A 25,063-nucleotide genomic window follows, 5' to 3' on the forward strand; every position below is an offset into this window, starting at 1 on the left:
GTTCTGGCTATGACGCGACAACGAGTCCTGACCCTAGCTGCTTCAAACCCGTGGGCTTGCGATCAAGGACCGTGAAATAGAGCTGTGTTTCGTCGCTGTGGTCAGAAAACTTTGTTTGAACAGTGTGTTGGCCACAGCGTCCGCAAACACTGTGTTCACCACAGTTGATTCCAAGCCACGCCCGCAGCGTTCAACGCACGAAAAACTGTGCGATGAGTGTGCGACGCACGAACTAAAAACTGTGCGATGCTTAGCGTGCTGATTTTGTTGGATTAAATGGTGCCCAGAGCCGGAATCGAACCAGCGACACGCGGATTTTCAATCCGCTGCTCTACCAACTGAGCTATCTGGGCACCGTTTGGTGGGCGGGTGATACCCAAGGCGCGGGGGGCTGTCCAGAGGGAAAACGCCCTTCAATGCGGCTTCTGCTCCGGGCGATCTCCGGGCAGGTCTTCCGCCTGGTCCGCGGTCTCGGCCGGGATGCGGTAACCCTCGGTCAGCCAGCGTCCGAGGTCCACGTCGGCGCAGCGGCGCGAGCAGAAGGGGCGGTAGGCGGGGGCGGTAGGCTTGCCGCAGATCGGGCAGGTCATGGCAGCACCTCGGCCAGCGGCAGACGGTCGCGCTTGCGGGTAAGCTCGTAAAGGCCCAGCGTGGTCCAGCCGGCAAGGTTGGTCTCGCCCTCGGCCCTGAACGACGCCTTCAGCACCTGGTCAAGCACCTGCCGGTCGCGCTTCGGCATCGGGGCGAAATCCACCACCACCTGTCCGCCCAGCCCTCGCAGGCGCAACTGGCGCGGCAGGTCGCGGGCAGCTGCGATATTGGCCTTAAGCGCCGCGGCCGGCGACGTGTCCGGCCCGGTGTTCACATCCACGGCGACCAGGGCGCGTGTCGGCTCGATCATCATGTGCCCGCCCGCATCCAACGCCACACGCGGGCTGCGCAGTGCCTCCAGCGCCTCGGTGACACCTTGCCGCTGGAAGCTGCCAGGGGCGGTGTCGGCCTCGTCCACCGCGGGGTCGAGCCAGTCGCGGAACGCCAGCTCGTGGGCCGAAGGGCCATCGACCAGAAGCTCCGGACCGCCGGACAGATCGGCCAGCACCGCCTCGGCCAGACCGCGCATCGCGGCGATGTCCTCGGCGATGGCCTCATCCTGGGCTTCGGCGCAGCCCGAGCGCAGGATCAGGCCAAGACGCGGGTCGGCCCCTTCCATCCCGGTCTCGGCCAGCGCCTGAAGATCGGCCCGCAGACCCTCGTCCCGGATCCGGCGGCTGATGTTCAGGCCAGGCGCGTCCGGCGTGATGATGGCAAAACGCGACTTGAACAGCAGCCGCGTGGTGACAGGGGCAGCCTTGCCGGGTTCAGCCGGGCCGGTGACCTGCACAAGAAGCCGCTGCCCCGGCGCCACGCCGGAAATCTGCCGCAGAAAGCCCGAGCCTTGGGGCAGCTTCACGAAGATGCCGCCCTGCCCTTTCACCGGTCGGTCGGCAACCGCACGGTAGATCGCGCCGGGCAGGATCACGTCGCCTTCCGGGTCGATGGCCAGTTCCTCCAGCCGTCCGTCCACCATCAGCGCAGCAGCCTGACGGCCCGCGATCTCGTCCAGAACCAGAACCCGACCCTTCATGACTGCCTCCAGACCGGATAGCCCACCGCCGTCAGAAGCGCAGCCGTCTCTGCCACGGGCAGGCCCATGATCCCCGTGTAGCTGCCGGAAATCCATGGAATCAGCGCCCCGGCCAAACCCTGGATACCGTAGCCTCCGGCCTTGCCCTGCCATTCGTTGCTGGCGAGATAGGCATTCAACTCGGCATCCGACAGCCGCTTCATCTTGACGACGCTCATGCTTTCCCGCGTCAGTACGCGCTCGCCCCGGCGTACGGCAACGGCGGTAATCACCTGGTGCCGCCGCCCGCCCAGTGCGGTCAGGAAGGCCGCCGCCTGGCCGGCATCTTCGGGCTTGCCCAGGATGCGACGGCCCAACGCCACGGTGGTATCGGCGCACAGGACCACATCCTCGGGCCCCGCCGGCACGGCCTGCGCCTTTTCCCGCGCCAGACGCAGACAATAGGGCCGCGGCAGTTCGCCCTTCCGCGGGTCTTCGTCGATGTCGGGGGGCAGGATCAGGTCGGGCACAATCCCCATCTGCGCCAGCAATTCCTTGCGGCGCGGGCTGCCCGATCCAAGGATAAGGCGCAATTTACTTGAAGCGATAGTTGATGCGGCCCTTTGACAGGTCGTAGGGCGTCATCTCGACCTGCACCTTGTCGCCGGCCAGAACCCGGATGCGGTTCTTGCGCATCTTTCCCGCCATGGTCGCGATCAGTTCATGGCCGTTCTCGAGTTCGACCCTGAACGTCGCATTGGGCAGGAGTTCCTTCACGACACCGGGGAATTCGAGAATGTCTTCCTTGGCCATGGTCTCTCCAATGTGGCGCGGCCCGCGGTGGACCGCAGGTTCAGACCGGCCATATGCCCACGAAAGGGCCGGTTTTCAAGCGGATTCTTTGGTCACCCCGCCTGGCCCCGCACGCAGGCCAAGGCGAATCTGCTTCTCGATCTCGACCAGTGCGAAGAAGACCGCCCCGACCGCAACGATCAGGATGCCATCCCAGAAGGGCACGGCTTCGGTGCCCAGGATTACCTGCAGCGCCGGAACGTAGGTGATGGCGAACTGTGCGGCGGTGACGGCGATCACCACGATCCAGACCACCTTCGTGCCCTTCACCGCGCCCCAGGTCAGCGAGGTTCCGTGGATGTTCCGGATGAAGAACAGATGGAAGGTCTTGAGCACGACCAGCGTGTTCATTGCGATGGTCTGCGACAGGGCCAGCGAATAGCCCCGGTCCTGCGCGTAGTTGAACATGGCAAGGATCCCGGCAATGAACAGCCCCGCCACCAGCACCACGTGCCAGACCAGTTCACCCGAAAGGATCGGCGCCGTGCGCGCGCGGGGCGGGCGCTGCATCGTGCCGGCCTCGGTCGGTTCGAAGGCCAGCGCCAGGCCCAAAGTGATAGCTGTGATCATGTTGACCCACAGGATCATCACCGGGCTGAGCGGCAGCAGAAGCCCCGCGAGGATCGCAAAGACAATGACGATGGATTCGCCGGCATTCGTCGGCAGGGTCCAGCTTATCACCTTCTTGAGGTTGTCATAGACCGTCCGCCCCTCGCGCACCGCCGCGGCGATCGAGGCAAAGTTGTCGTCGGCCAGCACGAGGTCCGCCGCCTCCTTTGCGGCTTCAGATCCCTTCAGGCCCATGGCGATGCCTGCATCCGCGCGCTTCAGCGCCGGGGCGTCGTTCACCCCGTCGCCGGTCATCGCGACCGACAGTCCGTTCGCCTGCAGCGCCGTCACCAGCCGCAGCTTGTGTTCGGGGCTGGTACGGGCGAACACATCGACATCCATGACCTCCATCGCCAGTTCGGCGTCGTCCAGCTTGTCCAGGTCCGCCCCTGTCAGAACACGATCTGGCCGGGCAAGCCCGATCTGCGCGGCGATGGCGGCCGCCGTGCCGGCATGGTCGCCCGTGATCATCTTCACCCGGATCCCGGCCGAACGGCATTCGGCCACCGCCGCGATCGCCTCGGGGCGGGGGGGATCGATCAGGCCGAGAAGCCCCAGGAAGGTCAGCCCCCCGTCCAGGGTTCCCGCGTCGATTTCGTCACGGCCCTCGACCCGCTCGGCGAAGGCAAGCACGCGCAACCCCTGACGGGCCATTGCCTCGGCCCGGTCATGCCAACGGCCGTAGTCGATGTCGCGGCACATGCGCAGCACCCGTTCCGGGGCGCCCTTTACCCGGGTCACACCGTCGGCGCTGAGCACGGCCATATAGCGATGGCGGCTGTCGAACGGCACGACATCCAGGCGTTCTTCGGGGCCGGCGGCCCCGGCCTTGGCGGCAAAGGCCAGAAGTGCGCCCTCCATCGGGTCGCCCTCGACAAACCAGTGGCCGTTCCGGCGGTGCAGATGCGCGTCGTTGCACAGCGCGGCCGCCCGGCCCAGGCGGCCAAGGTCTCCGGGCGGGGTGATCTCGCCCTCGGGCGCATAACCGTCGCCGGTCACGGCAAAGGCACCCTCTGGCGTCTCGCCGGCCACGACGACCATCTCGTTCCGGGTCAGGGTGCCTGTCTTGTCGGTGCAGATGACAGAAACCGAGCCGATCGCCTCGATCGCGGGCAGGCGGCGGACAATGGCATTCCTGCGCGCCATGGCCTGAACACCGATCGCAAGGGTGATCGTCATAACGGCTGGCAATCCCTCGGGAATTGCCGCTACGGCCACGCCGATCACCGCCATGAACAGTTCGCCAAAGTCGTGGTGTCCGACGAAATAGCCGTAAATCAGAAGAAGTGCCGCGATCAGCAGGATCAGGAACGAAAGCCAGCGCGCAAAATGATCCATCTGCGCGACCAGGGGTGTGGTCAGCTGCTCCACCCCGGCCAGAAGCCCACCGATCCGGCCGATCTCGGTCTGCGCGCCGGTCGCCACGACCAGCCCCTTGGCCGTGCCTTGCGTGACAAGCGTCCCCGACCACAGCATCGAACGGCGGTCGCCAAGCGGAGCATCCGCCGCCACGGGGTTGGGATCCTTGTCAACCGGCACGGACTCGCCGGTCAGGATCGCCTCCTGCGCTGCAAGCCCTCGGGCTTCGATCACCCGCAGGTCGGCCGGCACCTTGTCGCCGGCCTCCAGCAACACGATATCACCGGGCACCAGGTCCGCCCCCTGCACCGTCACCCGCACCCCGTCGCGCAGCACCGCCGCCTTCGGCGCCAGAAGCGAACGAATGCCGGCCATGGCAGCTTCGGCCTTGCCCTCCTGGATGAAACCGATCACCGCATTTGCAAGGACGACCGCAAGGATCACACCGGTATCGACCCAGTGCGCCATCAGCGCCGTCACGGTGGCAGCGCCCAGAAGCACATAGATCAGCACATTGTTGAACTGGGTCAGGAACCTTGCAACCGGTCCGCGCGGTTTCACCTCGGGCAGACGGTTGGGGCCGTATTCGGCCAGCCGTCGCGCGGCCTCGGCCGCCGTCAGGCCCTGCGGCCGCGACCCCAGACGTTCAAGCGCCGCCTTTCCCGTTTCGGCATGGAACGGGAGCTGTTCTGCTGCCATCGCCTTGATCCTTTTTCCTAATCAAGGGACCGCATCCAGAATTGCAAGGGTTTCTCGGTTTCTTCCGTGTCGCCCAGATCCTTCCAGCTGAACCGCGCGACCACGCCGGGCAGCGGCTCATACCCCCTGCCCCGCCAGAAGGCGTCGTTGCTGCGATAGACGGCCGGCCGGGCCGGGTGATCATCGGGCCGGATCACCGAACAGAAGGCGACATGCGTGCGGCCCAGCGCGCGGGCATGGGCCTCGCGCAGGTCAATGAAGCGATGGCCAAGGCCGATCCCGCGGTAGGGGCGAAGCAGCACCGATTCCGCCCCGTAAAGGATCTTGTCGGTGGGAATGCCCATCTCGCGGAACGGAGCCGAGAATTCCGGGGCGTGGTCCTCCATCGGGGTGGAGGTCGAGGCGCCCACCAGCCGGCCCTCGTGAAAGGCACCGACCAGCAAGGCGCCGGGATTGTCGCGATAGGTCGCAAGATACTGCCGTTCGTAGTCGAGAGTGCCATCATAAAGATAGGGCCAGTCGCGGAACACGGTGATCCGCAGTTCGGCCACCGCGTCCAGTGCGGCCTCTAGCTCGGCCCCGCGCAGCGCGCGGACATCGATTTCGTCGATGTTCATTTCGAAACCTGCGCGATCCAGTCGTTCAGGTTGTAGAAGGTGGTGATGCGTGAAATCCGGTCGTCGCGGATCTCGAAGAAACCGCCGGCCGGCAGCACATAGGTCTGGCCCTTCGCCTCGGGCAGGCCGGGATCGGTCTTCAGATATGTGCCATGCACGACGAATTCCGCCGCTGCGCGGGTGCCCTCGTCATTGGCGAAGATCACCATGTCCTTCAGCTGCTCGCGATAGCTGTCACCCATGTGGGCGCAGAACTCGCGGAACTTCTCTTTCCCAATCCTGTGCGCGCCCTCGTTCACCCGATGCTCGATGTCATCGGTCAGGCAGGCAAGCATGCCTTCCGCGTTCCCGGCGTTGAAGGCATCGTAATAGCGGCGGATCAGGGCGATGGCGTCGGTGCGGGTCATGGGCTTCTCTCCTGTTTTGCCGGAAGACTAGCCGGGCACCCGGGTCATTCCAAGCCGAAGCCGGACGGCTTGCGGCCCGAAAACGACGCAGCGCCTTCAGCGCCCCACCCCTGCCCCGCACCGCCCTTGCCCTGCCGAACCCGACCCCGCCAGGGCAAGCGCATGATCCTGCACGGAACGGGCGCAGGAAATTCCGCAACCACCATTGACTTCCCGAAGGCTTCCCTGTCGCCTGTCGGTGATGCGACCGCATGACAATCGCGCCTGGCTTCTGCTTCTGCCTGCCCTGCTGCTGCTGGGCGTGGTCGGTGCGGTTCCGCTGCTTGCCGTCTTCAACTACGGTTTCCACGACATTTTCACCCTGACCGACGTGCATTGGGTGGGGGTGGAATGGTTTGCCGACATCCTTGCATCCGACCGGTTCCTCGCCTCGCTTGGCCGAAGCCTGCTGTTTTCGGCGATGGTGCTGGCCATACAGGTGCCGCTTGGCGTCGGGGTCGCGCTCATGTTCGTCGGCCTGGGCACGCGGGCGGTCTGGGGGTTGATGCTGGTAGCCATGCCGCTGGTCGTGCCGTGGAACATGATCCCGATGCTATGGATGGGGCTGGTCCAGCCTCAGAACGGGCTCATGGGGCCGGGGCTTCTGGCCCTGGGCTTCGACTGGAAGTCTACCGCCTGGCATGCCTGGGCGCTGCTGCTTGTCATGGATACCTGGCACTGGCTGGGGCTTGTGGTGGTGCTGGCCTATGCCGGGCTGTCCGCCATTCCGCCAGCCTATCGCCAGGCCGCACGCATCGACGGCGCGACCCGCTGGGCCATCTTCCGCTACATCGAACTGCCGAAGATCGCGGGTGCGCTGGCAATCATCTTCCTGCTGCGCTTCGTGGACAGCTTCATGATCTACACCGAGGCATTCACCCTGACTGCTGGGGGTCCGGGCGACAGCACCCGCTTCCTGTCCATCGAACTGGGCGAGGAAATCAGGGGCTTTTCCTACGGCCAGGCTGCCGCACGGGCGAGCCTTTACTTCCTCATCGTCCTTGCCGTGGTCTGGGCCTTCGTCCTGGCAACGCGGGGGCAACAGGGGGCTCGGTCGGCATGATCCGCGCGCTTGCCCTTCTGGCGCTGGCCTGTTTCATCCTTTTGCCGCTGGCCCAGGCGGTGATCCTGAGCTTTACCGCCACCCTTCCCCGCCCGAATGTGGCCGAGGGAGCAATCGGCCTGATGAACTACCGCGCGGTGCTGGCCGCGCCGGAACTTCGCGCGGCGATGGTCAATTCGGCTGTCTATGTGCTTCTGAACGTCGCGCTCTGCATCGCCGTGGCGCTGCCTGCGGCCTATGCGCTGGCGCGCTTCCGCTTCACCGGAGACCGGCATTTCCTGCTGGCCATCCTGGTCTTCCGGGTGACACCGCCGGTGGTGCTGTCGCTGCCGATCTTCATCCTCTTTGCCCGGATCGGCCTGGTGAATTCGCCCGTCGGCATCGCGCTGGTGCATTGCCTGTTCAACCTGCCGGTGGCGATCTGGATCCTGGAAAGCTTCATTCGCGCCGTGCCGCCCGAATTCGACGAGACCGCCTTTCTGGATGGCCATTCGGCCCCCGGCTTCTTCCTGCGCCACCTGATCCCCCAGATCGCGCCCGGGATCGGTGTGGCGGCCTTCTTCTGCTTCATCTTCTCCTGGGTCGAGGTGGTGTTCGCCCGCATCCTGACCGTGACCGGGGGCAAGCCGATCACCATGGCGATCCAGGCCATGTTCGGCTTTCAGACCGACATCGGCATGGTCATGGCAATGACCTGCCTTTCGCTTCTGCCGGGCATGGCAATGATCTGGTTCGTGCGGCATCATCTGGCCCGCGGCTTCTCGCTGCGCGCCTGAGCGGGGACCGTGCCGCCCGCCAGCTATTGGGCGGCCTCAGCGGCCGTCTTGGGCACGCCAGCGCCCAGCAGATCCTCGACGAAGAACGCTGCGAACTGGGCACGGCCCGAGACGCCGGCCTTGGCATAGATCCGCGTCAGCTGTGCGCGCACCGTGCCCTGCGCCGCGCCGCGCAGACCCGCAATCTCGGCCACATCCAGCCCCTTCAGCGCCAGCAGACCCACGTCGCGTTCCGCCGGCGTCAGGGCCCAGGCCTCGAACTGGCGGTCGATCACTTCGGCCAGCGCACCCCGCGCCACGTCCAGCGCCTGCTCCTGCGCGCGCAGCAGCTCGATCGTGCGGCGCAGCGCAAAGGCCCCGAACAGGATACCCATCACAAGGGCCGAGGTCACCAAGGCCTCGAAGATGAAATGGAAAGAGGTCGGGTCCGCCCTCAGATCGCCGATCACGTCCCCGACAAAGAACACCGTGCCCAGTGTCTGGACCAGCAGGAAGATTGACAGGGCGACAGCCTGGCGCCGCCCTGCGCTGCGTAGACCAGGTTCAGCGCTCATTTCTTCCTTTCGCCCAGCACCATCGGCGCAACCAGGTTACGCCGCATGGCGCGGCTTTCCACGAAGACCCCCGCCACATGCAGGGCGGCCAGGATCAGCAGCAGGTTCGCGGCCACTTCATGCACCTCCTTGGCAGCGTCGGAGAGTTCCGACTCGTCCTCCTCGCCACCTTCACGGATCAAAGCAGACCAGTCGCCGGATGCAACCGCCGCCTTGTCATTGGCCACCTGCATCGGTGTCGCACCGCCGGTCATCACCAGACCGGTGGCCGTCACCACCAGCAGCGTGGCCCAGAAGGCATAGGCCATCAGCGCCCCGGCGGGGTTGTGCGAGGGATAGTCGCGAACCCGCCCCGTCACCAGTTCACGCAGATGTGCCAGCGCCGCCAGGGGGTTCGGCGGGAAAGCCGAGAACCGCGCCTCGTCGGGCCCCACCAGCCCCCAGAGCAACCTCAGCACCAGCAAGGCCATGACGATCCAGCCCAGCGTGACATGAGTCACGCTGCCGCCTCGATTCAGAAGGGCATTCGACAGGACTGACACCGCGATCCCCCAATGCGTGATGCGCACGACCGGGTCCCAAAGACTGGGCGGTGCATCGCGCCGCCCAGCCGGGACCGCCCCGGGATACGAGCTCCGGGGGGCAGCCATCTTACTCCTCGCCCGAGATCTTGACGACCTTGCCCGTGGCGGGGTCCAGATAGACCTCCATCATCTTGCCGGTGGCCGTGTCCTTGCACTTGGCCTCGATCTTGCCGCCCTCGGCCTCGAACTCGTCCACCATGCAGCCGGCCTTCTCCAGCTCGGCCTTTGCGGTTTCGGGATCAGTGCCGATCAGGTCGCCCACGGCGGGCATCGCCAGCGCCGCCATCGGGGTCAGGACGACCAGAGAGAGGGGGAGGATCAGTTTCTGCATCGCGTCTGCCTTTCGGTCTGCCGGGACACCGCGCCCCGGACGACGCCCACCTGCCCGCCGCCGCCGCCCCAGTCCATCGGCCCGGGGCTTAGGCACCCGTGACTAAGCGGGTGCTGACAGCGAATTTCCGCTGGAAACCCGGCCCTTGCGCAGCTCTCCGCCAAGGGCGATATCTGTGGCGCAGCCGAAAGGATCCCCACATGGCATTGCCCGCCAAAGACCAGATCCGTTACTGGGGCATCGCCGCGGCGGTCTTCCTGCTGCTGCTGTGGTTCCTGGGTGACGTGCTGCTGCCCTTCATCGTGGGCGGCGCGATCGCCTATTTTCTTGACCCAATCGCCGACCGGCTGGAGCGTCTGGGCCTGGGGCGTGCAGCCGCGACCACGCTCATCTCGCTGATCGCGCTGCTCCTCGTGATCCTGCTGGTGCTGGCCGTCATACCCACATTGGTCAACCAGCTGACCGCGTTGGTGAACGCCGCCCCCGACATCGCCCGACGTCTGCAGGGCTTCCTGCTGGAACGGTTCCCCGATCTGGCCGACTCGACCTCGGCCATCCGGCAGACCCTGGCCGAGATCGGCATGGCGATCCAGTCGCGCGGTGGTCAACTGGTGCAAGGCGTACTCAGCAGCGCGCTCGGCTTCATCTCGGTCGTGGTCTTCATCGTGGTCGTGCCGGTCGTGGCCTTCTATCTGCTGCTGGACTGGGACCGGATGGTGGCCCGGATCGATTCGATGCTGCCACTTGACCACGCACCCACGATCCGCCGCCTGGCCAGCGAGATCGACACGGTGCTTGCGGGGTTCGTGCGGGGGCAGGTCTCGGTCTGCCTTGCGCTTGGCACGTTCTATGCCGTGGCGCTGATGCTGGCCGGGCTACAGTTCGGCCTTGTCGTAGGCGCCATAGCCGGGGCGATCACCTTCATTCCCTATGTCGGCTCGATCGTCGGCGGGGTTCTGGCCGTGGGGCTGGCACTGTTCCAGTTCTGGGGGGACTGGGTGCAGATCGCCATCATCGCGGCGATCTTCGCCGCCGGACAGTTCATCGAGGGCAACATCCTGACGCCCAAGCTGGTGGGCAAGTCGGTCGGATTGCACCCGGTCTGGCTTCTTTTCGCGCTGTCGGCCTTCGGCTCGGTCTTCGGCTTCGTCGGCATGCTGGTGGCCGTGCCGGTCGCCGCAGCCATCGGCGTACTGACCCGCTTCGGAATCGAGCAATACCGTGCAAGTCTGCTGTACCGCGGCGCCTCGGCCCTTGCCGACAGTACGCCGCCGGCTCCGCGCGCAAGACGCAGCCGAAAGCCTTCGGGTGGGGACGCCACTTGATCCGCCAGCTGGCCTTTGACCTGCCCGGGCGCGAGGCGATGACCCGGGCCGATTTCCTTGTCGCGCCGTCGAACGCGCTGGCCTTGCACAGCATCGACAGCTGGCGCGACTGGCCCGGGCGCAAGCTGATGCTCGTCGGGCCCGAGGGTGCGGGCAAGACGCATCTTGTCACGATCTGGGCGGCGATGACCGGCGGGCTGATCTTGCCGGCGGCCGAGCTTGCCGGTGCCGACCTTTCCGCCTTCGCAGGGCGCTGCGTGGCGGTCGAGGATGCCGACCGCCCCGGCCTTGCCGAAACCGCGTTGTTCCATCTGCACAACATCGTCACGACCGGCGGCGCACTTCTGGTGACGGCGCGCACTCCGCCACGCGACTGGGGGCTTGAGCTGCCCGATCTGCTCAGTCGGATGCAGGCCGCCGCAGTGGCGTATATCGAAGGTCCGGACGACGCTCTTCTGTCGGCGGTTCTGGTCAAGCTTTTCTCCGACCGGCAGGTATCGGTGCCTGCGAACCTCATCCCCTATCTGGTGGCGCGCATGCCCCGGTCGATCGGCGCGGCACGGGCGCTGGTCGCGGCCCTGGACGCAGCCGCGCTGTCCCGCGGGCGCCCGATCACCCGCGCGCTGGCTGCCGAACTGCTTGGCGGCGAAGGCCCCGACGATCTGCCGGACATGTCCTGATCCGGGCGCGACCGCAGGTCCGGGGCTCAGGATCAACGCCCGCTGGAAGCGACGGAAGGAAGGCGGATGGAACGTCCGGTACAGGCCGGAAATTCCGGCGATTGACACAGCGTTCCCGATCGCTTCGGGTGCGCCCCTCCTTACCGAAGCTTCGCACGCCGCTGCTGGTTTCGTCTTTCCCTTATCCGACTGCCTGTTCCTCGTGCCATGGGCCCGGTCGCCCGCCGCTGCCCCGCTGGACAGGCGAAGGCGCCGATGAAAGACTGTCACTGTTCCGTCACCAACCGCGCGGCATAAGCCAGCCATGACCCAGGCCGATTTCCTAACGTCCCCCTTTCCCGCACCGGTCGAGCTTCCCTTTGCGGAAACCGCCGGGCCGGGGCGGTTCTTCAATCGCGAACTCAGCTGGCTCGCCTTCAACTGGCGGGTGCTGGAAGAGGCCGCGAACCCCGCCGTGCCGCTTCTGGAACAGCTGCGCTTCCTGTCGATCTCGGCCACCAACCTGGACGAATTCTACACCGTGCGCGTCGCCGGCCTGCGGGCACTGGTCAGGAACGGCAACGCCACGCTTTCGGAAGACGGCCGCAGCCCGGCTGAACAGCTGCAGCTGATCAACGCCGACGCCCGCCGCCTGATGCAGGCCCAGCAAAGCACCTTCAACCGCCTACGCAAGGCAATGGAGGCGGAAGGCATCAGTATCCTCAGCCGTTCGAAACTGACAGCGCGCGACCTGAAGCATCTGGAAAATCATTTTCTGCACAATGTCTTCCCGGTTCTGTCGCCACTTGCGATCGACCCGGCACACCCCTTCCCCTTCATCCCCAACACCGGCTTTTCTCTGGCGCTGGAGCTTGAACGCGTCACCGATCGCCGTCCGCTGAAGGCGCTTCTGCCGATTCCGCAGCAGATCGCGCGCTTCGTTCCCCTGCCGGGCAAGGAGGGCGAGCATCGCTTCCTTCCGCTGGAGGAACTGCTGCTTCTGCACCTCAACATGCTTTTCCCCGGCTATACCGACCGCGGGCACTGCACCTTCCGTGTCCTGCGCGACAGCGATCTGGAAGTGGAGGACGAGGCCGAGGATCTGGTCCGCGAATTCGAGACCGCGCTGAAACGTCGCCGCCGGGGCGAGGTGATCCGGCTGAAACTGTCCGCGGGCGCACCCGAGGAATTGCGCGCGCTGATCATGGAGGAACTGGGCGTCACCGAGGACGAGGTGGTCGAGGTCAAGGGTCTGCTGGGCGTGGCCGACCTGAAGGAGTTGATCCTTCCTAGCCGCAAGGATCTGATGTGGCCCCCCTTCACCCCCCGAGTGCCCGAACGGGTGCAGGACCACGACGGCGACATGTTCGCCGCCATCCGGCAGAAGGACATGCTGCTGCATCACCCCTACGAGACGTTCGACATGGTGATCCGCTTCCTGGAACAGGCGGCGCGGGATCCGAACGTGCTGGCGATCAAGCAGACGCTTTACCGCACCTCATGGGACAGCCCGATCGTCTCGGCGCTGTGCGAGGCGGCCGAGAACGGCAAGTCGGTCACAGCGCTGGTCGAACTGAAGGCGCGGTTCGACGAGGCCGCGAACATCCGCCAGTCGCGACGGCTGGAACGCGCGGGCGCCCATGTCGTTTATGGCTTCGTCAACTACAAGACCCATGCCAAGATCAGCACGGTCGTGCGGCGCGAAGGTGACCAGCTGGTGACCTACACGCATTACGGCACCGGCAATTACCATCCGATCACCGCGCGCATCTACACCGATCTGTCTTTCTTCACCTGCGACCCGGCGCTGGGGCGCGATGCGACCAAGGTCTTCAACTATCTGTCGGGCTATGTGCAACCCGAGGGCCTTGAAAACCTTGCGATTTCGCCGATCACCCTGAAGCCGCGCCTGTTGGAGCTGATCGCGGCCGAGGCCGAGCACGCGCGCGCCGGACGGCCGGCGGAAATCTGGGCCAAGATGAATGCCCTGATCGAGCCCGACGTGATCGACGCCCTCTATTCGGCTAGTCAGGCTGGCGTGAGGATCAGCCTCGTCATTCGCGGCATCTGCGGGCTGCGTCCCGGCGTGAAGGGGCTTTCGGAAAACATCCGGGTAAAGTCCATCGTCGGACGGTTCCTTGAACATTCGCGCATCGTCTGCTTTGGAAACGGCTACGGTCTGCCGGCCAGGAAGGCGCGAGTGTTCTTCTCGTCGGCCGACTGGATGGGCCGCAACCTGCTGCGCCGGGTGGAAACCCTGGTCGAGGCGCTGAACCCGACGGTGAAGAACCAGATCCTGACCCAGATCATGGCCGCGAACCTACGCGACGAGGCGCAAAGCTGGGTTCTGGCGCCTGACGGAAGCTATTCACGCGATCTCAACCCCGCAGACGGACAGTTGTTCAGCTGCCACCAGTTCTTCATGGAAAATCCTTCGCTGTCCGGCCGCGGCACTGCCGGGGCCAAGGATGCGCCTCGGCTGATCTCGATCAAGGACGACGAGGCCGGCGGGGCGGCCGCTGCGCGCTGATCGCGAAGGCAAGGTTTGTCGGGCGACATCGCCACATCTCGCGGCGACCTCCGACCCAAGGGCGCAGTCGGGTGACCATGGGCTGCGCTTGGGGGAGAACGGTTGACCCCGCCAGACGTGGCCGGCACCATGGCCACACGAAGACCCGGGGGATTCTGTGATGGCTGACGGCACCGCGCCCTTGAACGAGGACGAAGACGAAGGCCCGTTCGGCAAGCCCCTTTTCGATGACCCATCGGCCCGCGCCCTGTCGCGGGTGGGCGTCATCGACGTCGGTTCGAACTCGGTCCGCATGGTGGTGTTCGACGGCGCGGCGCGTTCGCCTGCCTATTTCTACAACGAAAAGATCATGTGCGGCCTGGGCAAGGGCCTGGCGGAAACAGGCCGGCTGAACCCGCAGGGCCGTGTCCGGGCCTTGGCTGCGCTGAAGCGATTTGCGCTGCTGGCCGAAGGCATGCAGATCGAACCTTTGACCGTGGTCGCCACCGCAGCCACGCGCGAGGCCGAGGATGGCCCCGAATTCCAGGCCGAGGTCACCCGCCAAACCGGCCTGAAGCTGCATGTCATCGACGGCGACGAAGAGGCGCGACTTTCGGCGCAGGGCGTGCTGTTGGGCTGGCCGGACGCCAAGGGGATCGTCTGCGATATCGGCGGCAACTCGATGGAACTGGCCCGGATCGGCGATGGCCGAGTGGGCAAGCGCATCTCGACGCCGCTTGGCCCATTTCGTCTGCAACAGGTGTCTCAGGACACGAAGAAGCGTCGCGCCCATATTGCCAAGGTTCTGAAAGAGGCGCAGTCGGTGATGAAGTCGGCCGGAGAACGCATCTATCTGGTCGGCGGCAGCTGGCGGGTCATCGCGCGCCTTGACATGGAGAGGCGGAATTATCCCCTGACCGTCCTGCACGAATACCGGATGACGCCCAAGGGGTTGACCGACACGCTCGACTGGCTTTCGGTTGCCGACCTGGCGGTTCTGCGCGGCCGCACGGGAACCAGCGCCGAACGGATGGAACTTGTGCCCCTCGCCTGCGAGGTGCTGCGCGAAATCATCAGACAGTTCCACCCGGCCGAGATCGACGTTTCGGCCTATGGCATCCGTGAGGGGCTGCTTTACGAACACATGCCCGAGAAACTGCGTGCACGCGACCCCTTGATCGAGGCCGCGCGCATGGCCGAGATGGTTCAGGCCCGGATCCCCGGCTTCGGCAAGAAGCTGTATGAATTCCTGCTGCCGCTTTTCCCCGACGCGCCGAAGGAAAGGCTGCGCCTGGTCAAGGCCGCCTGCCTGCTGCATGACACCACCTGGCGCGCACACCCTGATTTTCGGGCCGAGGCCTGCTTCGACAACGCCACCCGTGCGAACCTTGGCGGGCTCGACCATCCGGGCCGGGTCTTCCTGGGCCTTGCGCTTCTGCACCGCTACAAGAACAGCCGCTCTGGCTCGCGGCTGGAACCGATGTTCCGGCTTCTGTCCGAGGACGAGATTCAGGCGGCAGAGGTTCTGGGAAAGGCGATGCGCTTCGGCGCCATGTTCTCGGTCGGCGATCCGGCAAAGGCGGGGCGGCTCAGCTGGCAGCCGAAGAAGCGGGTGCTGGGCCTCGAACTGACCCCAGCGGGCGAGGGACTGTTCGGCGAGGTCGCTCAGGCGCGCTTCCAGTCGCTAGCCCTGGCACTGAAGGCCGAAACCCGCGTAACAAGGGCAGCCTGATGCTGCGTCTGGACCATGTCGCAGTCTCTGCCGAACGGCTGGAGGATGGGGCGGCCGCGGTGCAGGCAGCACTTGGCGTGCCCATGACAGGCGGCGGCACGCACCCTGCGATGGGCACGCACAACCGGCTGCTGTCGCTGGGCGACCTGTATCTGGAAGTCATCGCCATCGATCCCGAGGCCCGAGCCCCGGACCGACCGCGATGGTTCGACCTTGACCGCTTTTCCGGCCCGCCCCGGCTGACGAACTGGATCGTGGCCTGCGATGACATGGAGGCTGCGTTGCGCCATGGGCCACCCGGCTGGGGGTTGCCCATGCAACTGGCGCGGGGCGACTACCGCTGGCAGATGGCCGTGCCGGAAAGCGGACGACTTCCCTTTGACAACTTTTTCCCGGCTCTGATCCGTTGGCAGGGCATGCTGCACCCCGCCCCTGCCCTGCCCGACCACGGTCTGCGGCTGGCACGGCTGGAGGTCAGCCATCCCGATGCCCGGGCCCTGCGCGCAGCTCTCCCGACGCTGACCGATCCGCGGGTTGCAATCGGCGTCGGGCCGCCCGCCCTGCGCGCGGTCATTGATACGCCGAACGGCCCGCGGACCCTGACATGATACGCCGCGCCACCGCTAGCGATGCCAGCGCGATCGCCGCGCTCTGGAACCCGTATATCCGCGGCACACTCGTCACCTTCAATTCGGCAGAGAAGTCCGCCGACGAGGTTGCAAGGATGATCGCCGATCGGGATGCCGCGGGCCATGCGACCTTTGTTGCTGCGGACAGAGAAATCCTGGGCTTTGCCTCCTACGCCCAGTTCCGGGGCGGGATCGGCTATGCCACCTGCATGGAACACACCGTGCTTCTGGCACCGCAAGCCCGGGGCCGGGGCCTGGGCTCTGCCCTTCTGACAGCGGTCTGTGACCATGCACGCGCGGCCGGCGCGCACCAGATGATCGCCGGCGTCTCGGCCGAAAACCCCGATGGCTTTGCTTTCCACGCCCGTCTTGGCTTTGCCGAGATCGCCCGGGTGCGCGAGGCGGGCCGCAAGTTCGGCCGTTTCATCGACCTTGTGCTGATGCAGAAATTCCTCTGACAAGCCACGCGCACAGGGATAGACTGTCCCCATGTCGATCTGGACCCGAATTGCTGAAGCCCTGTCCGCCCTTGCCGGGGGCGAGCCCCTGTCGGTGGTCTTCGACCGGCTGCGCGGTGCATCCGCGCCCGAGCAGTCGGTCGGTTTCACCATCGCCGTCCTGGCCCTGGGTGCCAAGATGGCCAAGGCAGACGGCACCGTGACACGCGACGAAGTCACCGCCTTCCGCCGCATCTTCACCTTCCCGGAAGGCGAAGAAGCCCACGCCGCGCGCGTCTTCAACCTGGCGCGGCAGGACGTTGCGGGCTTCGACGCCTATGCCCGCAAGATCGCCCGCCTTTTCAACCCCGAAGGCCGCCGGATCTGCGCCGATGACCACCATGTGCTTGTGGACATTCTCGAGGCGCTCTTCCAGATCGCCATAGCTGACGGCTCCTACCACCCCGGCGAGGACGCCTTCCTGCGCCATGTGGCCGAGGAATTCGGCCTTGACGAAGCCTGCTTCCGCATCGTCCGTTCGCGCCTGGTGGATGGTGCCCCGCGCGACCCCTATGATGTGCTTGGACTGCCGCACGGCGCCTCGAAGGCCGAGGCGCGCCGCGCCTGGAAGCAGCTGGTCCGCGATACCCACCCCGATGTGATGAGCGCACGCGGCGTTCCGCCCGAGGCCCTCAAGCTTGCCGAACGCCGTCTGCAACTGATCAATGAGGCCTGGCGCCAGATTTCGGCGCGCGAGGCGGCATGACGACCGCCCGCCCCCTGCGGCTGGTCACCTACAACGTCGAGTGGTTCAACGCCCTGTTCGATAACAACGGCCGCTTGCTTGAGGATGACAAGCCCTCTGCCCGCTATCAGGTCAGCCGCGGCGAACAGCTCGGGGCACTGGGCATCGTCTTTACAGCGCTAGATGCCGACGGCATCGTGGTGATCGAGGCACCGGACACCAACGGCAAACGGTCCACCGTCAAGGCGCTGGAAAACTTCGCGCGCAAGTATGACCTCCGGGCGCGCAGGGCCCTGATCGGCTTTCCCAGCGAGACCGAGCAGGAAATCGCCTTTCTGTACGACCCCGATCGGCTGACGGCCCGGCACGACCCGAAGGGTCCGACCTCGACAACCCAGGACGTGCCGGGCGCACCACGGTTCGACACCACGTTCCGCTACGACCTCGACGCCGACAACGTGTTCGAGAACATCCGCTTTTCCAAGCCGCCGTTGGAACTTGCCGTGACCACGGCGGGCGGACGTTCCCTGCGCCTGATCGGGGTGCATGCCAAGTCGAAGAACCCCTACGGTGCCATCGGGCACGAGGCGCAGATCCGCCTGTCGATCGAGAACCGCCGCAAGCAGCTGGCGCAATGCCTCTGGATCCGGCAGCGCGTCGAGGAACATCTTGCCGCAGGCGACAGCCTGATCGTGCTGGGCGATTTCAACGACGGTCCGGGAATCGACGAATTCGAAAAGCTCTTCGGCCATTCCGGGGTGGAAATCGTTCTGGGCACCGACCCGGACCCTGCGCGCCAGCTGATCGACCCGCATGCCGCAATGGCGCTGCAAAGCCGGGTCAGCATTGCACCGGCCAGCGCCCGCTTCTACCTTGCGCCGCAGAAACGCTATTTCGAGGCATTGCTGGATTTCATCATGGTCTCACCCGACCTTGCGGCAAGAGCGCCCGAATGGCGGATCTGGCACCCGTTCGACGATCCACAGGTGGCCGAGATCCCGGAACTGCGCGAGGCACTTCTGCAGGCTTCCGACCATTTCCCGGTGACAATCGACCTGCCAGATGTGATTTGAAATGCCGTGGTCCCTTCAGCATAATGAAATCATGCGACTGCTGCCCGCCCTGTTCCTGGCCGCCTTGCCTGCCGTCGCGCAGGAAACTCCGCCTGATGTGCCCGAGGCCGAGAAAGACGGCTTCAGCCTGATGGAAGAGGGCGCGAAGCTCGTCCTGCGGGGCCTGATGTCGGAAATGCAGCCGGCCCTGGACGAGATGGAAAAGGCGCTCACCGGAATCGGCCCCAGACTGGAGACCTTCGGTGACGAGATCGCACCGAGGCTGCACGAACTGATCCGGCTGATCGACGATTTCAAGAACTACGATGCTCCGGTGATGTTGCCGAACGGGGACATCCTGATCCGCCGCAAGGCGCCGCTGCTGCCGCCGCTGCCGGATCAGCCCGGCCCTAACGGGGAAACCGAGCTGTAACCCCATTGCGCGGCTTGCGCCGCAAGGCCTTCCTCTCGCCGTCGGCCTTCGCCATCTCCTCGTCCATTGGGGGCATCCTGCCCCACCCCCCGGGCGTATTTGGCAAGAAGCAAACGGATTTGCTCCTTCCCGAATACTTCGGGGTTCGGGGGTGAAACCCCCGGCGCCCGAGCCGGTTGGCCGGAACGGCCAGAGGCGAGACAACAGGCCGGCGCGAAACGCGCTCCTGTGGAAAGCTGCGGCTAGCCCCGCGCCGCGCGGATCAGGTCCAGTATTTCCTTTGCCGCCGCGGGGATGTTCGTTCCGGGGCCGAAGATCGCCTTCACCCCTGCCGCCTTCAGGAAGTCATAGTCCTGCTGAGGGATCACTCCGCCGCAGATCACCAGGATATCCTCGGCCCCGCGCGCCTTCAGCACTTCAATCAGCTTCGGCGCCAGGGTCTTGTGGCCTGCCGCCTGGCTGGAGATGCCGATCACGTGCACATCGTTGTCGATGGCATCCTGCGCCGCTTCCTCGGGCGTCTGGAACAACGGGCCCACGTCCACATCAAAGCCGATGTCGGCAAAGGCCGTGGCGATGACCTTCGCGCCGCGGTCGTGCCCGTCCTGGCCCATCTTGACCACCAGCATCCGCGGGCGCCGGCCCTCGGCCTCGGCAAAGGCCTCGACATCCTTCTGGATCTGGGCAAAGCCCTGATCGCCCTCGTAGGCCGCGCCATAGACGCCGGCGAGCGTTTTGACCTCCGCGCGGTGGCGGCCGAAGACCTTTTCCATGGCGTCCGAAATCTCCCCGACCGTGGCCCGGGCGCGGGCCGCTTCGATGGCTGCTTCAAGAAGGTTTCCGCCCTGCGCGGCCCGCCGGGTCAGTTCGGCCAGAGAGGCCGCGACCCGGCCCTCGTCGCGTGCGGCGCGCACGGCCTTAAGCCGGGCAATCTGCGCCTCGCGGACGGCAATGTTGTCGATATCCAGGATGTCGATCGGATCTTCCTTGTCCTTGCGATACTTGTTGACCCCGACGATCACCTCGTCGCCCCGGTCGATCATCGCCTGCCGGCGCGCCGCCGATTCCTCGATCCTGAGCTTCGGCATGCCACTGGCCACGGCCTTGGTCATGCCACCCATCGCCTCGACTTCCTCGATCAGCTTCCAGGCCTCTTCGGCCAGCTGGTTGGTCAGGCTTTCCACATAATAACTGCCTGCCAACGGATCGACGACATGGGTGATCCCGGTTTCCTCCTGCAGGATCAGCTGGGTGTTGCGCGCGATCCGCGCCGCGAATTCGGTGGGCAGCGCGATCGCCTCGTCCAGGGCATTGGTGTGCAACGACTGTGTGCCGCCCAGCACCGCCGCCATCGCCTCGTAGGCGGTGCGCACCACATTGTTGTAGGGATCCTGTTCCTGAAGGCTGACGCCCGAGGTCTGGCAGTGGGTTCTCAGCATCAGGCTGGACGGTTTCCTTGCCCCGAAGCCGGCCATGATCCGGTGCCACAGCATCCGCGCAGCGCGAAGCTTCGCAACTTCCATGAAGAAGTTCATGCCGATGGCAAAGAAGAACGACAATCGGCCGGCGAAATCATCTACATCCATGCCACGGGCTACGGCGGTGCGGACGTATTCCTTGCCATCCGCCAGCGTGAAGGCCAGTTCCTGGACCAGGTTCGCGCCGGCCTCCTGCATGTGGTAGCCGCTGATGCTGATCGAGTTGAACTTGGGCATCTCGCGGCTGGTGTATTCGATGATGTCGGCAACGATCCGCATCGAGGGTTCGGGCGGATAGATGTAGGTGTTGCGCACCATGAACTCCTTCAGGATGTCGTTCTGGATGGTGCCCGACAGGGCGGCGCGCGGCACACCCTGCTCTTCCCCCGTCACAATGAAACTTGCGAGGATCGGAATGACCGCCCCGTTCATCGTCATGGAAACGCTGATCTTTTCCAGGGGTATACCGTCGAAGAGGATCTTCATGTCCTCGACGGAATCGATTGCCACGCCCGCCTTGCCCACATCGCCCACAACGCGCGGGTGGTCGCTGTCATAACCGCGATGGGTGGCAAGGTCGAAGGCGACCGAGACGCCCTGCTGCCCCGCCGCCAGCGCCTTGCGGTAGAAGGCATTCGATTCCTCGGCCGTCGAGAACCCGGCATATTGCCGGATCGTCCAGGGTCGACCGGCATACATCGTGGCGCGCACGCCCCGTGTGAAGGGTGGCAATCCCGGCAATTCGCCCATCTGCGGCAGGCCCTGCACGTCCGCCGCCGTGTAAAGCGGCTTCACCGTGATTCCCTCCAGCGTCTGCCAGTTCAGGCTGTCGGGCGCAGCGCCCTTAAGTTCCTTCGTGGCAAGGGCCTCCCAGGCCTTCAGATCGTCGGTCATGTCACACCCCGGAGAAGTCGTTCATCATTGCTTTGGAATTCTGCGCGCGTCGCCTATATCGAAGACAAAGAGAGGCCCCATGAAACCCCTGCACGCGCTTGTTTTCGTTGCCCTTCTGCCCCTGATCGCAGTCGCCGAGGCGACGGAAGAGGGGCCTGCGCCCTTCGGCCCCCTTTCTGCGACAGAGGTCGCCTTCGACGAACAGCTTTACGTCAGGCGGCCCCTTGTCGTGTTCGCAGACAGCCCCAATGATCCGAATTTCGTGCGACAGATGGACCTTCTGTCGCGCTCTTACGCCGATCTGGAAGAGCGCGACGTGATCCTGGTCATCGACACCGACCCCGCGGCGCGCAGCGAATGGCGCCAGAAACTGCGCCCGCGCGGCTTTTCGCTGGTGATCATGGACAAGGATCTGCGCCCGGTGATCCGCAAGCCCCTGCCTTGGGATCTGCGCGAAATCACGCACGCCATAGACAGGCTTCCCCTGCGTCGGCAGGAAATTCTTGAACGGAACCCGGCCGGGCGCTGACATCATTCGAACTCGAGGATCACGTCATCGACCTTGAGGCTTGCGCCTGGTGCGGCCCTGACGGCCTTGACCACACCCTTGCGTTCGGCCTTGAGAATGTTTTCCATCTTCATCGCCTCGACGGTGGCCAGCGCCTGGCCCTCCTGAACCTCGTCGCCCACGGCCACGTCGATCTTCACCACCAGGCCCGGCATCGGGCAAAGCAGGTATTTCGACGTGTCCGGCGGGGCCTTCTCCAGCATCAGGGCAGCCAGCGCCTTCTGGCGCGGGGTCTGGACATGGACCTTCAGGTCGGCCCCGCGCAGACGCATGCGGAAGCCCATCGGAATCTTGCCCACCTTGATCGCCAGCACCGTGCCTTCGACCCAGAGCCGGGCCAGCGGCTGGCCCGGTGTCCAGTCGCTTTCGACGCGCAGGCTTTCGCCATCGGCGAAGGTCACGGTGGACCCGTTCGGATCTGCCGCGATCCTGACCGAATGGCTCTGGCCTTGCAGGGTCACGATCCAGTCATCCCCCACGCGGCGGGTGTGGTTGTCCATCGTGCCGGAAATCCGCGTCCGGCGGATTTCGGCCACCCGGTTCATCGCCGCCGCCGCCGCTGCTACCCGGCGCAGGGTCGCTTCCTCCAGCACCGCGCCCTGAAAGCCATCGGGGTATTCCTCGGCGATGAAGGCCGTGGTGATGTTGCCCGAAACAAAGCGCGGATGGTCCATCACCGCGCCGACGAAGGGCAGGTTGTGGCCAATTCCCTCGACCTCGAACGTGTCCAGCGCAAGGCGCATCTCCTCGATCGCCGCGGCGCGGGTCGGGGCCCAGGTGCAGAGCTTGGCGATCATCGGGTCGTAGAACATGCTGATCTCGCCGCCCTCGTAGACGCCGGTATCGTTGCGCACGATCCCGCCGCGTTCTGTCGGGCCTTCCACAGGCGGCCGGTAGCGGGTGAGACGGCCGATCGAGGGCAGGAAGTTGCGATAGGGATCCTCGGCATAGAGCCGGCTTTCGATCGCCCAGCCGTTGATCTTCAGATCCTCCTGCCGGAAGGGCAGCGGTTCGCCGGCGGCGACGCGGATCATCTGTTCCACCAGGTCGATGCCGGTGATCAGTTCCGTGACCGGATGTTCGACCTGCAAACGGGTATTCATTTCAAGGAAATAGAAATTGCGGCTGCCATCGACGATGAACTCGACCGTCCCGGCGCTGGTATAACCCACGGCGCGGGCCAGCGCGCAGGCCTGTTCCCCCATGGCCTTGCGGGTGGCCTCGTCCAGGAAGGGCGAAGGTGCCTCCTCGATGACCTTCTGGTTCCGGCGCTGGATGCTGCACTCACGCTCATGCAGATAGACGCAGTTGCCGTGCTTGTCGGCCAGGACCTGGATCTCGATATGCCTTGGCTGGGTCACGAACTTCTCGATGAAGATGCGATCGTCGCCGAAGCTGGCCGCCGCCTCGTTCTTCGACGACTGGAAGCCCTCGGCCGCTTCCTGGTCGTTCCATGCGATCCGCATCCCCTTGCCGCCGCCGCCCGCGCTGGCCTTGATCATCACCGGATAGCCGATCTCGTGGCTGATCTTCACCGCCTCGGCAGCGTCCGAAATCAGGCCCATGTAGCCGGGAACCGTGGAAACACCTGCCTCCATCGCCAGCTTCTTCGAGGTGATCTTGTCGCCCATCGCCTCGATGGCGGGGCTAGGCGGGCCGATGAAGGTGACGCCCTCCTTCTCCAGCGCGGCGGCGAAATTCATGTTCTCGCTGAGAAAGCCATAGCCCGGATGCACGGCCTGCGCACCCGTCCTGCGGATCGCATCCAGGATGCGCTCGATCACGATATAGGACTGTGCGGCGGGGGGCGGCCCGATATGCACCGCTTCGTCCGCCATCTGCACATGCAGCGCGTTGCGGTCGGCATCGGAATAGACCGCCACGGTCTTGATCCCCATCCTGCGCGCGGTCTTGATCACGCGACATGCGATCTCGCCCCGGTTGGCGATCAGGATCTTGTCAAACATCGGCTCCCCCTTGCGGCACGAATGGCAAAGGGCCACCCGGGCGCTCAGCCCGGATGGCCCTTGTAAAGGTTTGGACCCGCCTTAAGGCGGTCAGATCAGTAAGACGGGCGGCAGGGCGGCAGGCCCAGTTCGATGCCGCAAGTAGCAGCACCGGCAAGGCCGCCCAGCGCGGCACCGGCGATGATGTTTTCGTCCAGCGCATCGGCGACCAGCGCGCCTGCGGCGGCACCAGCCAGCCCGCGCGACGTGGGATCCTGCATGCAGCCGGAAAGCGGCATGGACAGAACAGCGAAAAGGATGAGCGACTTGCGCATGAAGAACTGCCTCGTTCAGTTGTCGTTATTGCTGCGGATTTTACAGCAACGGCACTGGATTCAAAGCAGTTTCTCGGCCGGGTTGCGCAATCGGCAGAGGACTGCCCGCCAAGGGTAGGCCCGGCCTGGGATGGGCCGGGCCGAAGGGAAGGGGAAGGGTAACAACTGTGTCTGCGCACACCACGGGCAAACTGCCAATGATCCGCAAGGCAATCGTGCCGCGCAACGGTGCCCGGTGCAATGGCATCGCCACCACGTGCGCAGCCTTGCGCAAAAGCTTGCCGAGACGGGTGCAGCATCGGCGCCTTCATGCCTGCTCGTCCTCGTCATCCCAGTTGTCGGACGCTGCGGGTGCATCCGGGGCGAACACTTCGGGAAAGGACGCCTCGGCGCGCTTCACGTCGATGCGCAAAAGCGCCTCGTAGGAACAGGGATCAAACGGATCCTCGGCGGGCACAACCTCGCGGCCGAACAGCCAGGACAGCCGCCCTGCATCCAGGTTGCCGCGCTGGAATGGTTCTTCGCCGAAATACTGCCAGAGTGCGGCCATGAAGGCCGCATCCGCAGCCCGGTCCAGCTTCTTGCGGTCCTTGAACCGCTCGCGCCGGATGAGTTTCGTCGCGCCTTCCTTCACGTTGGCGCGGCGGATCGTGAACTGGAAATCGGTTCCCGGCATCCGTCCGGGAAAGCCGCGGTGCTTCAGCATCTGACCAGGCTCCCTTTTGTGGCAGTGGCCGGACGCATAAGCAAAATCGACCGGATGGCCCATAGGCTCCGACCGAAAGGGGCAGGATGTCTGGGGGGAAAATCCGGCCCGAGGGCTACACC

General features: G+C 65.3%; 26 protein-coding genes and 1 tRNA gene. 12 read left to right on the forward strand and 15 right to left on the reverse strand.

The features are described 5' to 3' along the window. Positions 1-277 precede the first annotated feature (277 nt). From EZM81_RS06755 to EZM81_RS06790, 8 genes are all read right to left on the reverse strand, one after another. Positions 278-353 (reverse strand) — tRNA-Phe (locus EZM81_RS06755). Between the two features lie 60 nt (positions 354-413). Next, positions 414-590 (reverse strand): DNA gyrase inhibitor YacG, encoded by a 177-nt coding sequence (locus tag EZM81_RS06760; protein WP_135450906.1) that lies wholly within the window; start codon positions 588-590, stop codon positions 414-416. Next, positions 587-1,624, reverse strand: a complete 1,038-nt coding sequence (locus tag EZM81_RS06765; protein WP_135450907.1) for a ribonuclease E/G — start codon at positions 1,622-1,624, stop codon at positions 587-589. The genes EZM81_RS06760 and EZM81_RS06765 overlap by 4 nt, the downstream gene beginning before the upstream one ends. Further along, a complete protein-coding gene (locus tag EZM81_RS06770; protein WP_135450908.1) occupies positions 1,621-2,196 on the reverse strand; it encodes a nucleoside triphosphate pyrophosphatase in 576 nt (191 codons plus the stop codon). Before EZM81_RS06770 ends, EZM81_RS06765 begins: the two co-directional genes overlap by 4 nt. 1 nt (position 2,197) lies before the next feature. Then, the gene (infA, locus tag EZM81_RS06775; protein WP_135450909.1) at positions 2,198-2,416 is read right to left on the reverse strand and encodes a translation initiation factor IF-1; all 219 of its coding nucleotides are present in this window, start codon (positions 2,414-2,416) and stop codon (positions 2,198-2,200) included. Between the two features lie 75 nt (positions 2,417-2,491). Then, positions 2,492-5,122: an HAD-IC family P-type ATPase gene (locus tag EZM81_RS06780; RefSeq protein WP_136645222.1), complete on the reverse strand. Its 2,631-nt coding sequence runs from the start codon at positions 5,120-5,122 to the stop codon at positions 2,492-2,494. A 17-nt stretch (positions 5,123-5,139) separates the two neighbouring features. After that, the gene (locus tag EZM81_RS06785) at positions 5,140-5,739 is read right to left on the reverse strand and encodes a GNAT family N-acetyltransferase (protein WP_136645223.1); all 600 of its coding nucleotides are present in this window, start codon (positions 5,737-5,739) and stop codon (positions 5,140-5,142) included. Then, complete coding sequence (locus tag EZM81_RS06790) at positions 5,736-6,146, reverse strand: ketosteroid isomerase-related protein (protein ID WP_136645224.1); 411 nt, start codon at positions 6,144-6,146, stop codon at positions 5,736-5,738. Before EZM81_RS06790 ends, EZM81_RS06785 begins: the two co-directional genes overlap by 4 nt. A 241-nt stretch (positions 6,147-6,387) precedes the next feature. Here EZM81_RS06790 and EZM81_RS06795 point away from each other — a divergent pair, with 241 nt between their 5' ends. Both EZM81_RS06795 and EZM81_RS06800 read left to right on the forward strand, forming a co-directional pair. Then, positions 6,388-7,248, forward strand: a complete 861-nt coding sequence (locus tag EZM81_RS06795) for a carbohydrate ABC transporter permease (RefSeq protein WP_135450913.1) — start codon at positions 6,388-6,390, stop codon at positions 7,246-7,248. After that, positions 7,245-8,024, forward strand: coding sequence for a carbohydrate ABC transporter permease (locus tag EZM81_RS06800; protein ID WP_136645225.1), 780 nt, complete (start codon positions 7,245-7,247; stop codon positions 8,022-8,024). The genes EZM81_RS06795 and EZM81_RS06800 overlap by 4 nt, the downstream gene beginning before the upstream one ends. A gap of 23 nt (positions 8,025-8,047) precedes the next feature. Here EZM81_RS06800 and EZM81_RS06805 read toward each other — a convergent pair whose 3' ends face one another. From EZM81_RS06805 to EZM81_RS06815, 3 genes are read right to left on the reverse strand one after another with little or no spacing between them, the layout of a single operon-like run. Beyond that, positions 8,048-8,578 carry a helix-turn-helix transcriptional regulator gene (locus tag EZM81_RS06805; protein ID WP_136645226.1) on the reverse strand — a complete coding sequence of 177 codons (531 nt, stop codon included), beginning with the start codon at positions 8,576-8,578 and terminating at the stop codon, positions 8,048-8,050. Beyond that, entirely contained in the window at positions 8,575-9,228 is a 654-nt protein-coding gene (locus EZM81_RS06810; RefSeq protein WP_136645227.1) for a cytochrome b/b6 domain-containing protein, read from the reverse strand. Before EZM81_RS06810 ends, EZM81_RS06805 begins: the two co-directional genes overlap by 4 nt. Before the next feature lies 1 nt (position 9,229). After that, on the reverse strand, positions 9,230-9,493 hold the full coding sequence (locus EZM81_RS06815; RefSeq protein ID WP_136645228.1) for a PepSY domain-containing protein: 264 nt from the start codon (positions 9,491-9,493) through the stop codon (positions 9,230-9,232). A 200-nt stretch (positions 9,494-9,693) separates the two neighbouring features. On the opposite strand from EZM81_RS06815, the gene EZM81_RS06820 reads away from it, so the two are divergent. From EZM81_RS06820 to EZM81_RS06860, 9 genes are all read left to right on the forward strand, one after another. Then, the gene (locus tag EZM81_RS06820; protein ID WP_136645229.1) at positions 9,694-10,818 is read left to right on the forward strand and encodes an AI-2E family transporter; all 1,125 of its coding nucleotides are present in this window, start codon (positions 9,694-9,696) and stop codon (positions 10,816-10,818) included. Positions 10,819-10,856: 38 nt separating this feature from the next. Then, positions 10,857-11,498 (forward strand): chromosomal replication initiator DnaA, encoded by a 642-nt coding sequence (locus tag EZM81_RS06825; protein ID WP_371685727.1) that lies wholly within the window; start codon positions 10,857-10,859, stop codon positions 11,496-11,498. A 304-nt stretch (positions 11,499-11,802) separates the two neighbouring features. Further along, positions 11,803-14,007, forward strand: a complete 2,205-nt coding sequence (locus EZM81_RS06830) for an RNA degradosome polyphosphate kinase (RefSeq protein WP_136645231.1) — start codon at positions 11,803-11,805, stop codon at positions 14,005-14,007. 160 nt (positions 14,008-14,167) lie between these two features. Further along, the gene (locus tag EZM81_RS06835; RefSeq protein ID WP_135450921.1) at positions 14,168-15,718 is read left to right on the forward strand and encodes a Ppx/GppA family phosphatase; all 1,551 of its coding nucleotides are present in this window, start codon (positions 14,168-14,170) and stop codon (positions 15,716-15,718) included. Beyond that, positions 15,718-16,326 carry a VOC family protein gene (locus EZM81_RS06840; RefSeq protein WP_136645232.1) on the forward strand — a complete coding sequence of 203 codons (609 nt, stop codon included), beginning with the start codon at positions 15,718-15,720 and terminating at the stop codon, positions 16,324-16,326. The genes EZM81_RS06835 and EZM81_RS06840 overlap by 1 nt, the downstream gene beginning before the upstream one ends. Then, positions 16,323-16,805, forward strand: coding sequence for a GNAT family N-acetyltransferase (locus EZM81_RS06845; RefSeq protein ID WP_136645233.1), 483 nt, complete (start codon positions 16,323-16,325; stop codon positions 16,803-16,805). Before EZM81_RS06840 ends, EZM81_RS06845 begins: the two co-directional genes overlap by 4 nt. Before the next feature lie 31 nt (positions 16,806-16,836). After that, entirely contained in the window at positions 16,837-17,550 is a 714-nt protein-coding gene (locus tag EZM81_RS06850) for a molecular chaperone DjiA (protein WP_136645234.1), read from the forward strand. Next, entirely contained in the window at positions 17,547-18,602 is a 1,056-nt protein-coding gene (locus EZM81_RS06855) for an endonuclease (protein WP_136645235.1), read from the forward strand. The genes EZM81_RS06850 and EZM81_RS06855 overlap by 4 nt, the downstream gene beginning before the upstream one ends. Before the next feature lie 31 nt (positions 18,603-18,633). Beyond that, positions 18,634-19,014, forward strand: a complete 381-nt coding sequence (locus EZM81_RS06860; RefSeq protein WP_135450926.1) for a hypothetical protein — start codon at positions 18,634-18,636, stop codon at positions 19,012-19,014. Positions 19,015-19,256: 242 nt separating this feature from the next. Here the strand turns inward: EZM81_RS06860 and scpA are convergent, their stop codons facing one another. Beyond that, positions 19,257-21,386, reverse strand: a complete 2,130-nt coding sequence (scpA, locus tag EZM81_RS06865; RefSeq protein ID WP_136645236.1) for a methylmalonyl-CoA mutase — start codon at positions 21,384-21,386, stop codon at positions 19,257-19,259. Between the two features lie 79 nt (positions 21,387-21,465). Between scpA and EZM81_RS06870 the strand changes: the two genes are divergently transcribed. Next, positions 21,466-21,915 (forward strand): DUF4174 domain-containing protein, encoded by a 450-nt coding sequence (locus tag EZM81_RS06870; protein ID WP_136645237.1) that lies wholly within the window; start codon positions 21,466-21,468, stop codon positions 21,913-21,915. 2 nt (positions 21,916-21,917) lie between these two features. Here the strand turns inward: EZM81_RS06870 and EZM81_RS06875 are convergent, their stop codons facing one another. From EZM81_RS06875 to EZM81_RS06885, 3 genes are all read right to left on the reverse strand, one after another. After that, positions 21,918-23,921, reverse strand: coding sequence for an acetyl/propionyl/methylcrotonyl-CoA carboxylase subunit alpha (locus tag EZM81_RS06875; RefSeq protein ID WP_135450929.1), 2,004 nt, complete (start codon positions 23,919-23,921; stop codon positions 21,918-21,920). A gap of 95 nt (positions 23,922-24,016) precedes the next feature. Beyond that, a complete protein-coding gene (locus EZM81_RS06880; protein ID WP_135450930.1) occupies positions 24,017-24,235 on the reverse strand; it encodes a hypothetical protein in 219 nt (72 codons plus the stop codon). 307 nt (positions 24,236-24,542) lie between these two features. Further along, on the reverse strand, positions 24,543-24,941 hold the full coding sequence (locus EZM81_RS06885) for a hypothetical protein (RefSeq protein WP_136645238.1): 399 nt from the start codon (positions 24,939-24,941) through the stop codon (positions 24,543-24,545). Positions 24,942-25,063 lie beyond the last annotated feature (122 nt).

The sequence above is a fragment of the Tabrizicola sp. YIM 78059 genome, assembly GCF_004959785.1.
Classification (GTDB): domain Bacteria; phylum Pseudomonadota; class Alphaproteobacteria; order Rhodobacterales; family Rhodobacteraceae; genus Tabrizicola; species Tabrizicola caldifontis.

Bases quoted from the DNA above. Each gene is read 5' to 3' on its own strand.
- EZM81_RS06880 (WP_135450930.1), bottom strand. From the start codon at position 24,235: ATGCGCAAGTCGCTCATCCTTTTCGCTGTTCTGTCCATGCCGCTTTCC.
- EZM81_RS06790 (WP_136645224.1), bottom strand. From the start codon at position 6,146: ATGACCCGCACCGACGCCATCGCCCTGATCCGCCGCTATTACGATGCC.
- EZM81_RS06885 (WP_136645238.1), bottom strand. From the start codon at position 24,941: ATGCTGAAGCACCGCGGCTTTCCCGGACGGATGCCGGGAACCGATTTC.
- EZM81_RS06785 (WP_136645223.1), bottom strand. From the start codon at position 5,739: ATGAACATCGACGAAATCGATGTCCGCGCGCTGCGCGGGGCCGAGCTA.
- EZM81_RS06840 (WP_136645232.1), top strand. From the start codon at position 15,718: ATGCTGCGTCTGGACCATGTCGCAGTCTCTGCCGAACGGCTGGAGGAT.
- EZM81_RS06795 (WP_135450913.1), top strand. From the start codon at position 6,388: ATGCGACCGCATGACAATCGCGCCTGGCTTCTGCTTCTGCCTGCCCTG.
- EZM81_RS06780 (WP_136645222.1), bottom strand. From the start codon at position 5,122: ATGGCAGCAGAACAGCTCCCGTTCCATGCCGAAACGGGAAAGGCGGCG.
- EZM81_RS06815 (WP_136645228.1), bottom strand. From the start codon at position 9,493: ATGCAGAAACTGATCCTCCCCCTCTCTCTGGTCGTCCTGACCCCGATG.
- EZM81_RS06800 (WP_136645225.1), top strand. From the start codon at position 7,245: ATGATCCGCGCGCTTGCCCTTCTGGCGCTGGCCTGTTTCATCCTTTTG.
- infA (WP_135450909.1), bottom strand. From the start codon at position 2,416: ATGGCCAAGGAAGACATTCTCGAATTCCCCGGTGTCGTGAAGGAACTC.
- EZM81_RS06860 (WP_135450926.1), top strand. From the start codon at position 18,634: ATGCGACTGCTGCCCGCCCTGTTCCTGGCCGCCTTGCCTGCCGTCGCG.
- scpA (WP_136645236.1), bottom strand. From the start codon at position 21,386: ATGACCGACGATCTGAAGGCCTGGGAGGCCCTTGCCACGAAGGAACTT.
- EZM81_RS06820 (WP_136645229.1), top strand. From the start codon at position 9,694: ATGGCATTGCCCGCCAAAGACCAGATCCGTTACTGGGGCATCGCCGCG.
- EZM81_RS06875 (WP_135450929.1), bottom strand. From the start codon at position 23,921: ATGTTTGACAAGATCCTGATCGCCAACCGGGGCGAGATCGCATGTCGC.
- EZM81_RS06845 (WP_136645233.1), top strand. From the start codon at position 16,323: ATGATACGCCGCGCCACCGCTAGCGATGCCAGCGCGATCGCCGCGCTC.
- EZM81_RS06825 (WP_371685727.1), top strand. From the start codon at position 10,857: ATGACCCGGGCCGATTTCCTTGTCGCGCCGTCGAACGCGCTGGCCTTG.
- EZM81_RS06765 (WP_135450907.1), bottom strand. From the start codon at position 1,624: ATGAAGGGTCGGGTTCTGGTTCTGGACGAGATCGCGGGCCGTCAGGCT.
- EZM81_RS06855 (WP_136645235.1), top strand. From the start codon at position 17,547: ATGACGACCGCCCGCCCCCTGCGGCTGGTCACCTACAACGTCGAGTGG.
- EZM81_RS06835 (WP_135450921.1), top strand. From the start codon at position 14,168: ATGGCTGACGGCACCGCGCCCTTGAACGAGGACGAAGACGAAGGCCCG.
- EZM81_RS06870 (WP_136645237.1), top strand. From the start codon at position 21,466: ATGAAACCCCTGCACGCGCTTGTTTTCGTTGCCCTTCTGCCCCTGATC.
- EZM81_RS06760 (WP_135450906.1), bottom strand. From the start codon at position 590: ATGACCTGCCCGATCTGCGGCAAGCCTACCGCCCCCGCCTACCGCCCC.
- EZM81_RS06805 (WP_136645226.1), bottom strand. From the start codon at position 8,578: ATGAGCGCTGAACCTGGTCTACGCAGCGCAGGGCGGCGCCAGGCTGTC.
- EZM81_RS06810 (WP_136645227.1), bottom strand. From the start codon at position 9,228: ATGGCTGCCCCCCGGAGCTCGTATCCCGGGGCGGTCCCGGCTGGGCGG.
- EZM81_RS06850 (WP_136645234.1), top strand. From the start codon at position 16,837: ATGTCGATCTGGACCCGAATTGCTGAAGCCCTGTCCGCCCTTGCCGGG.
- EZM81_RS06830 (WP_136645231.1), top strand. From the start codon at position 11,803: ATGACCCAGGCCGATTTCCTAACGTCCCCCTTTCCCGCACCGGTCGAG.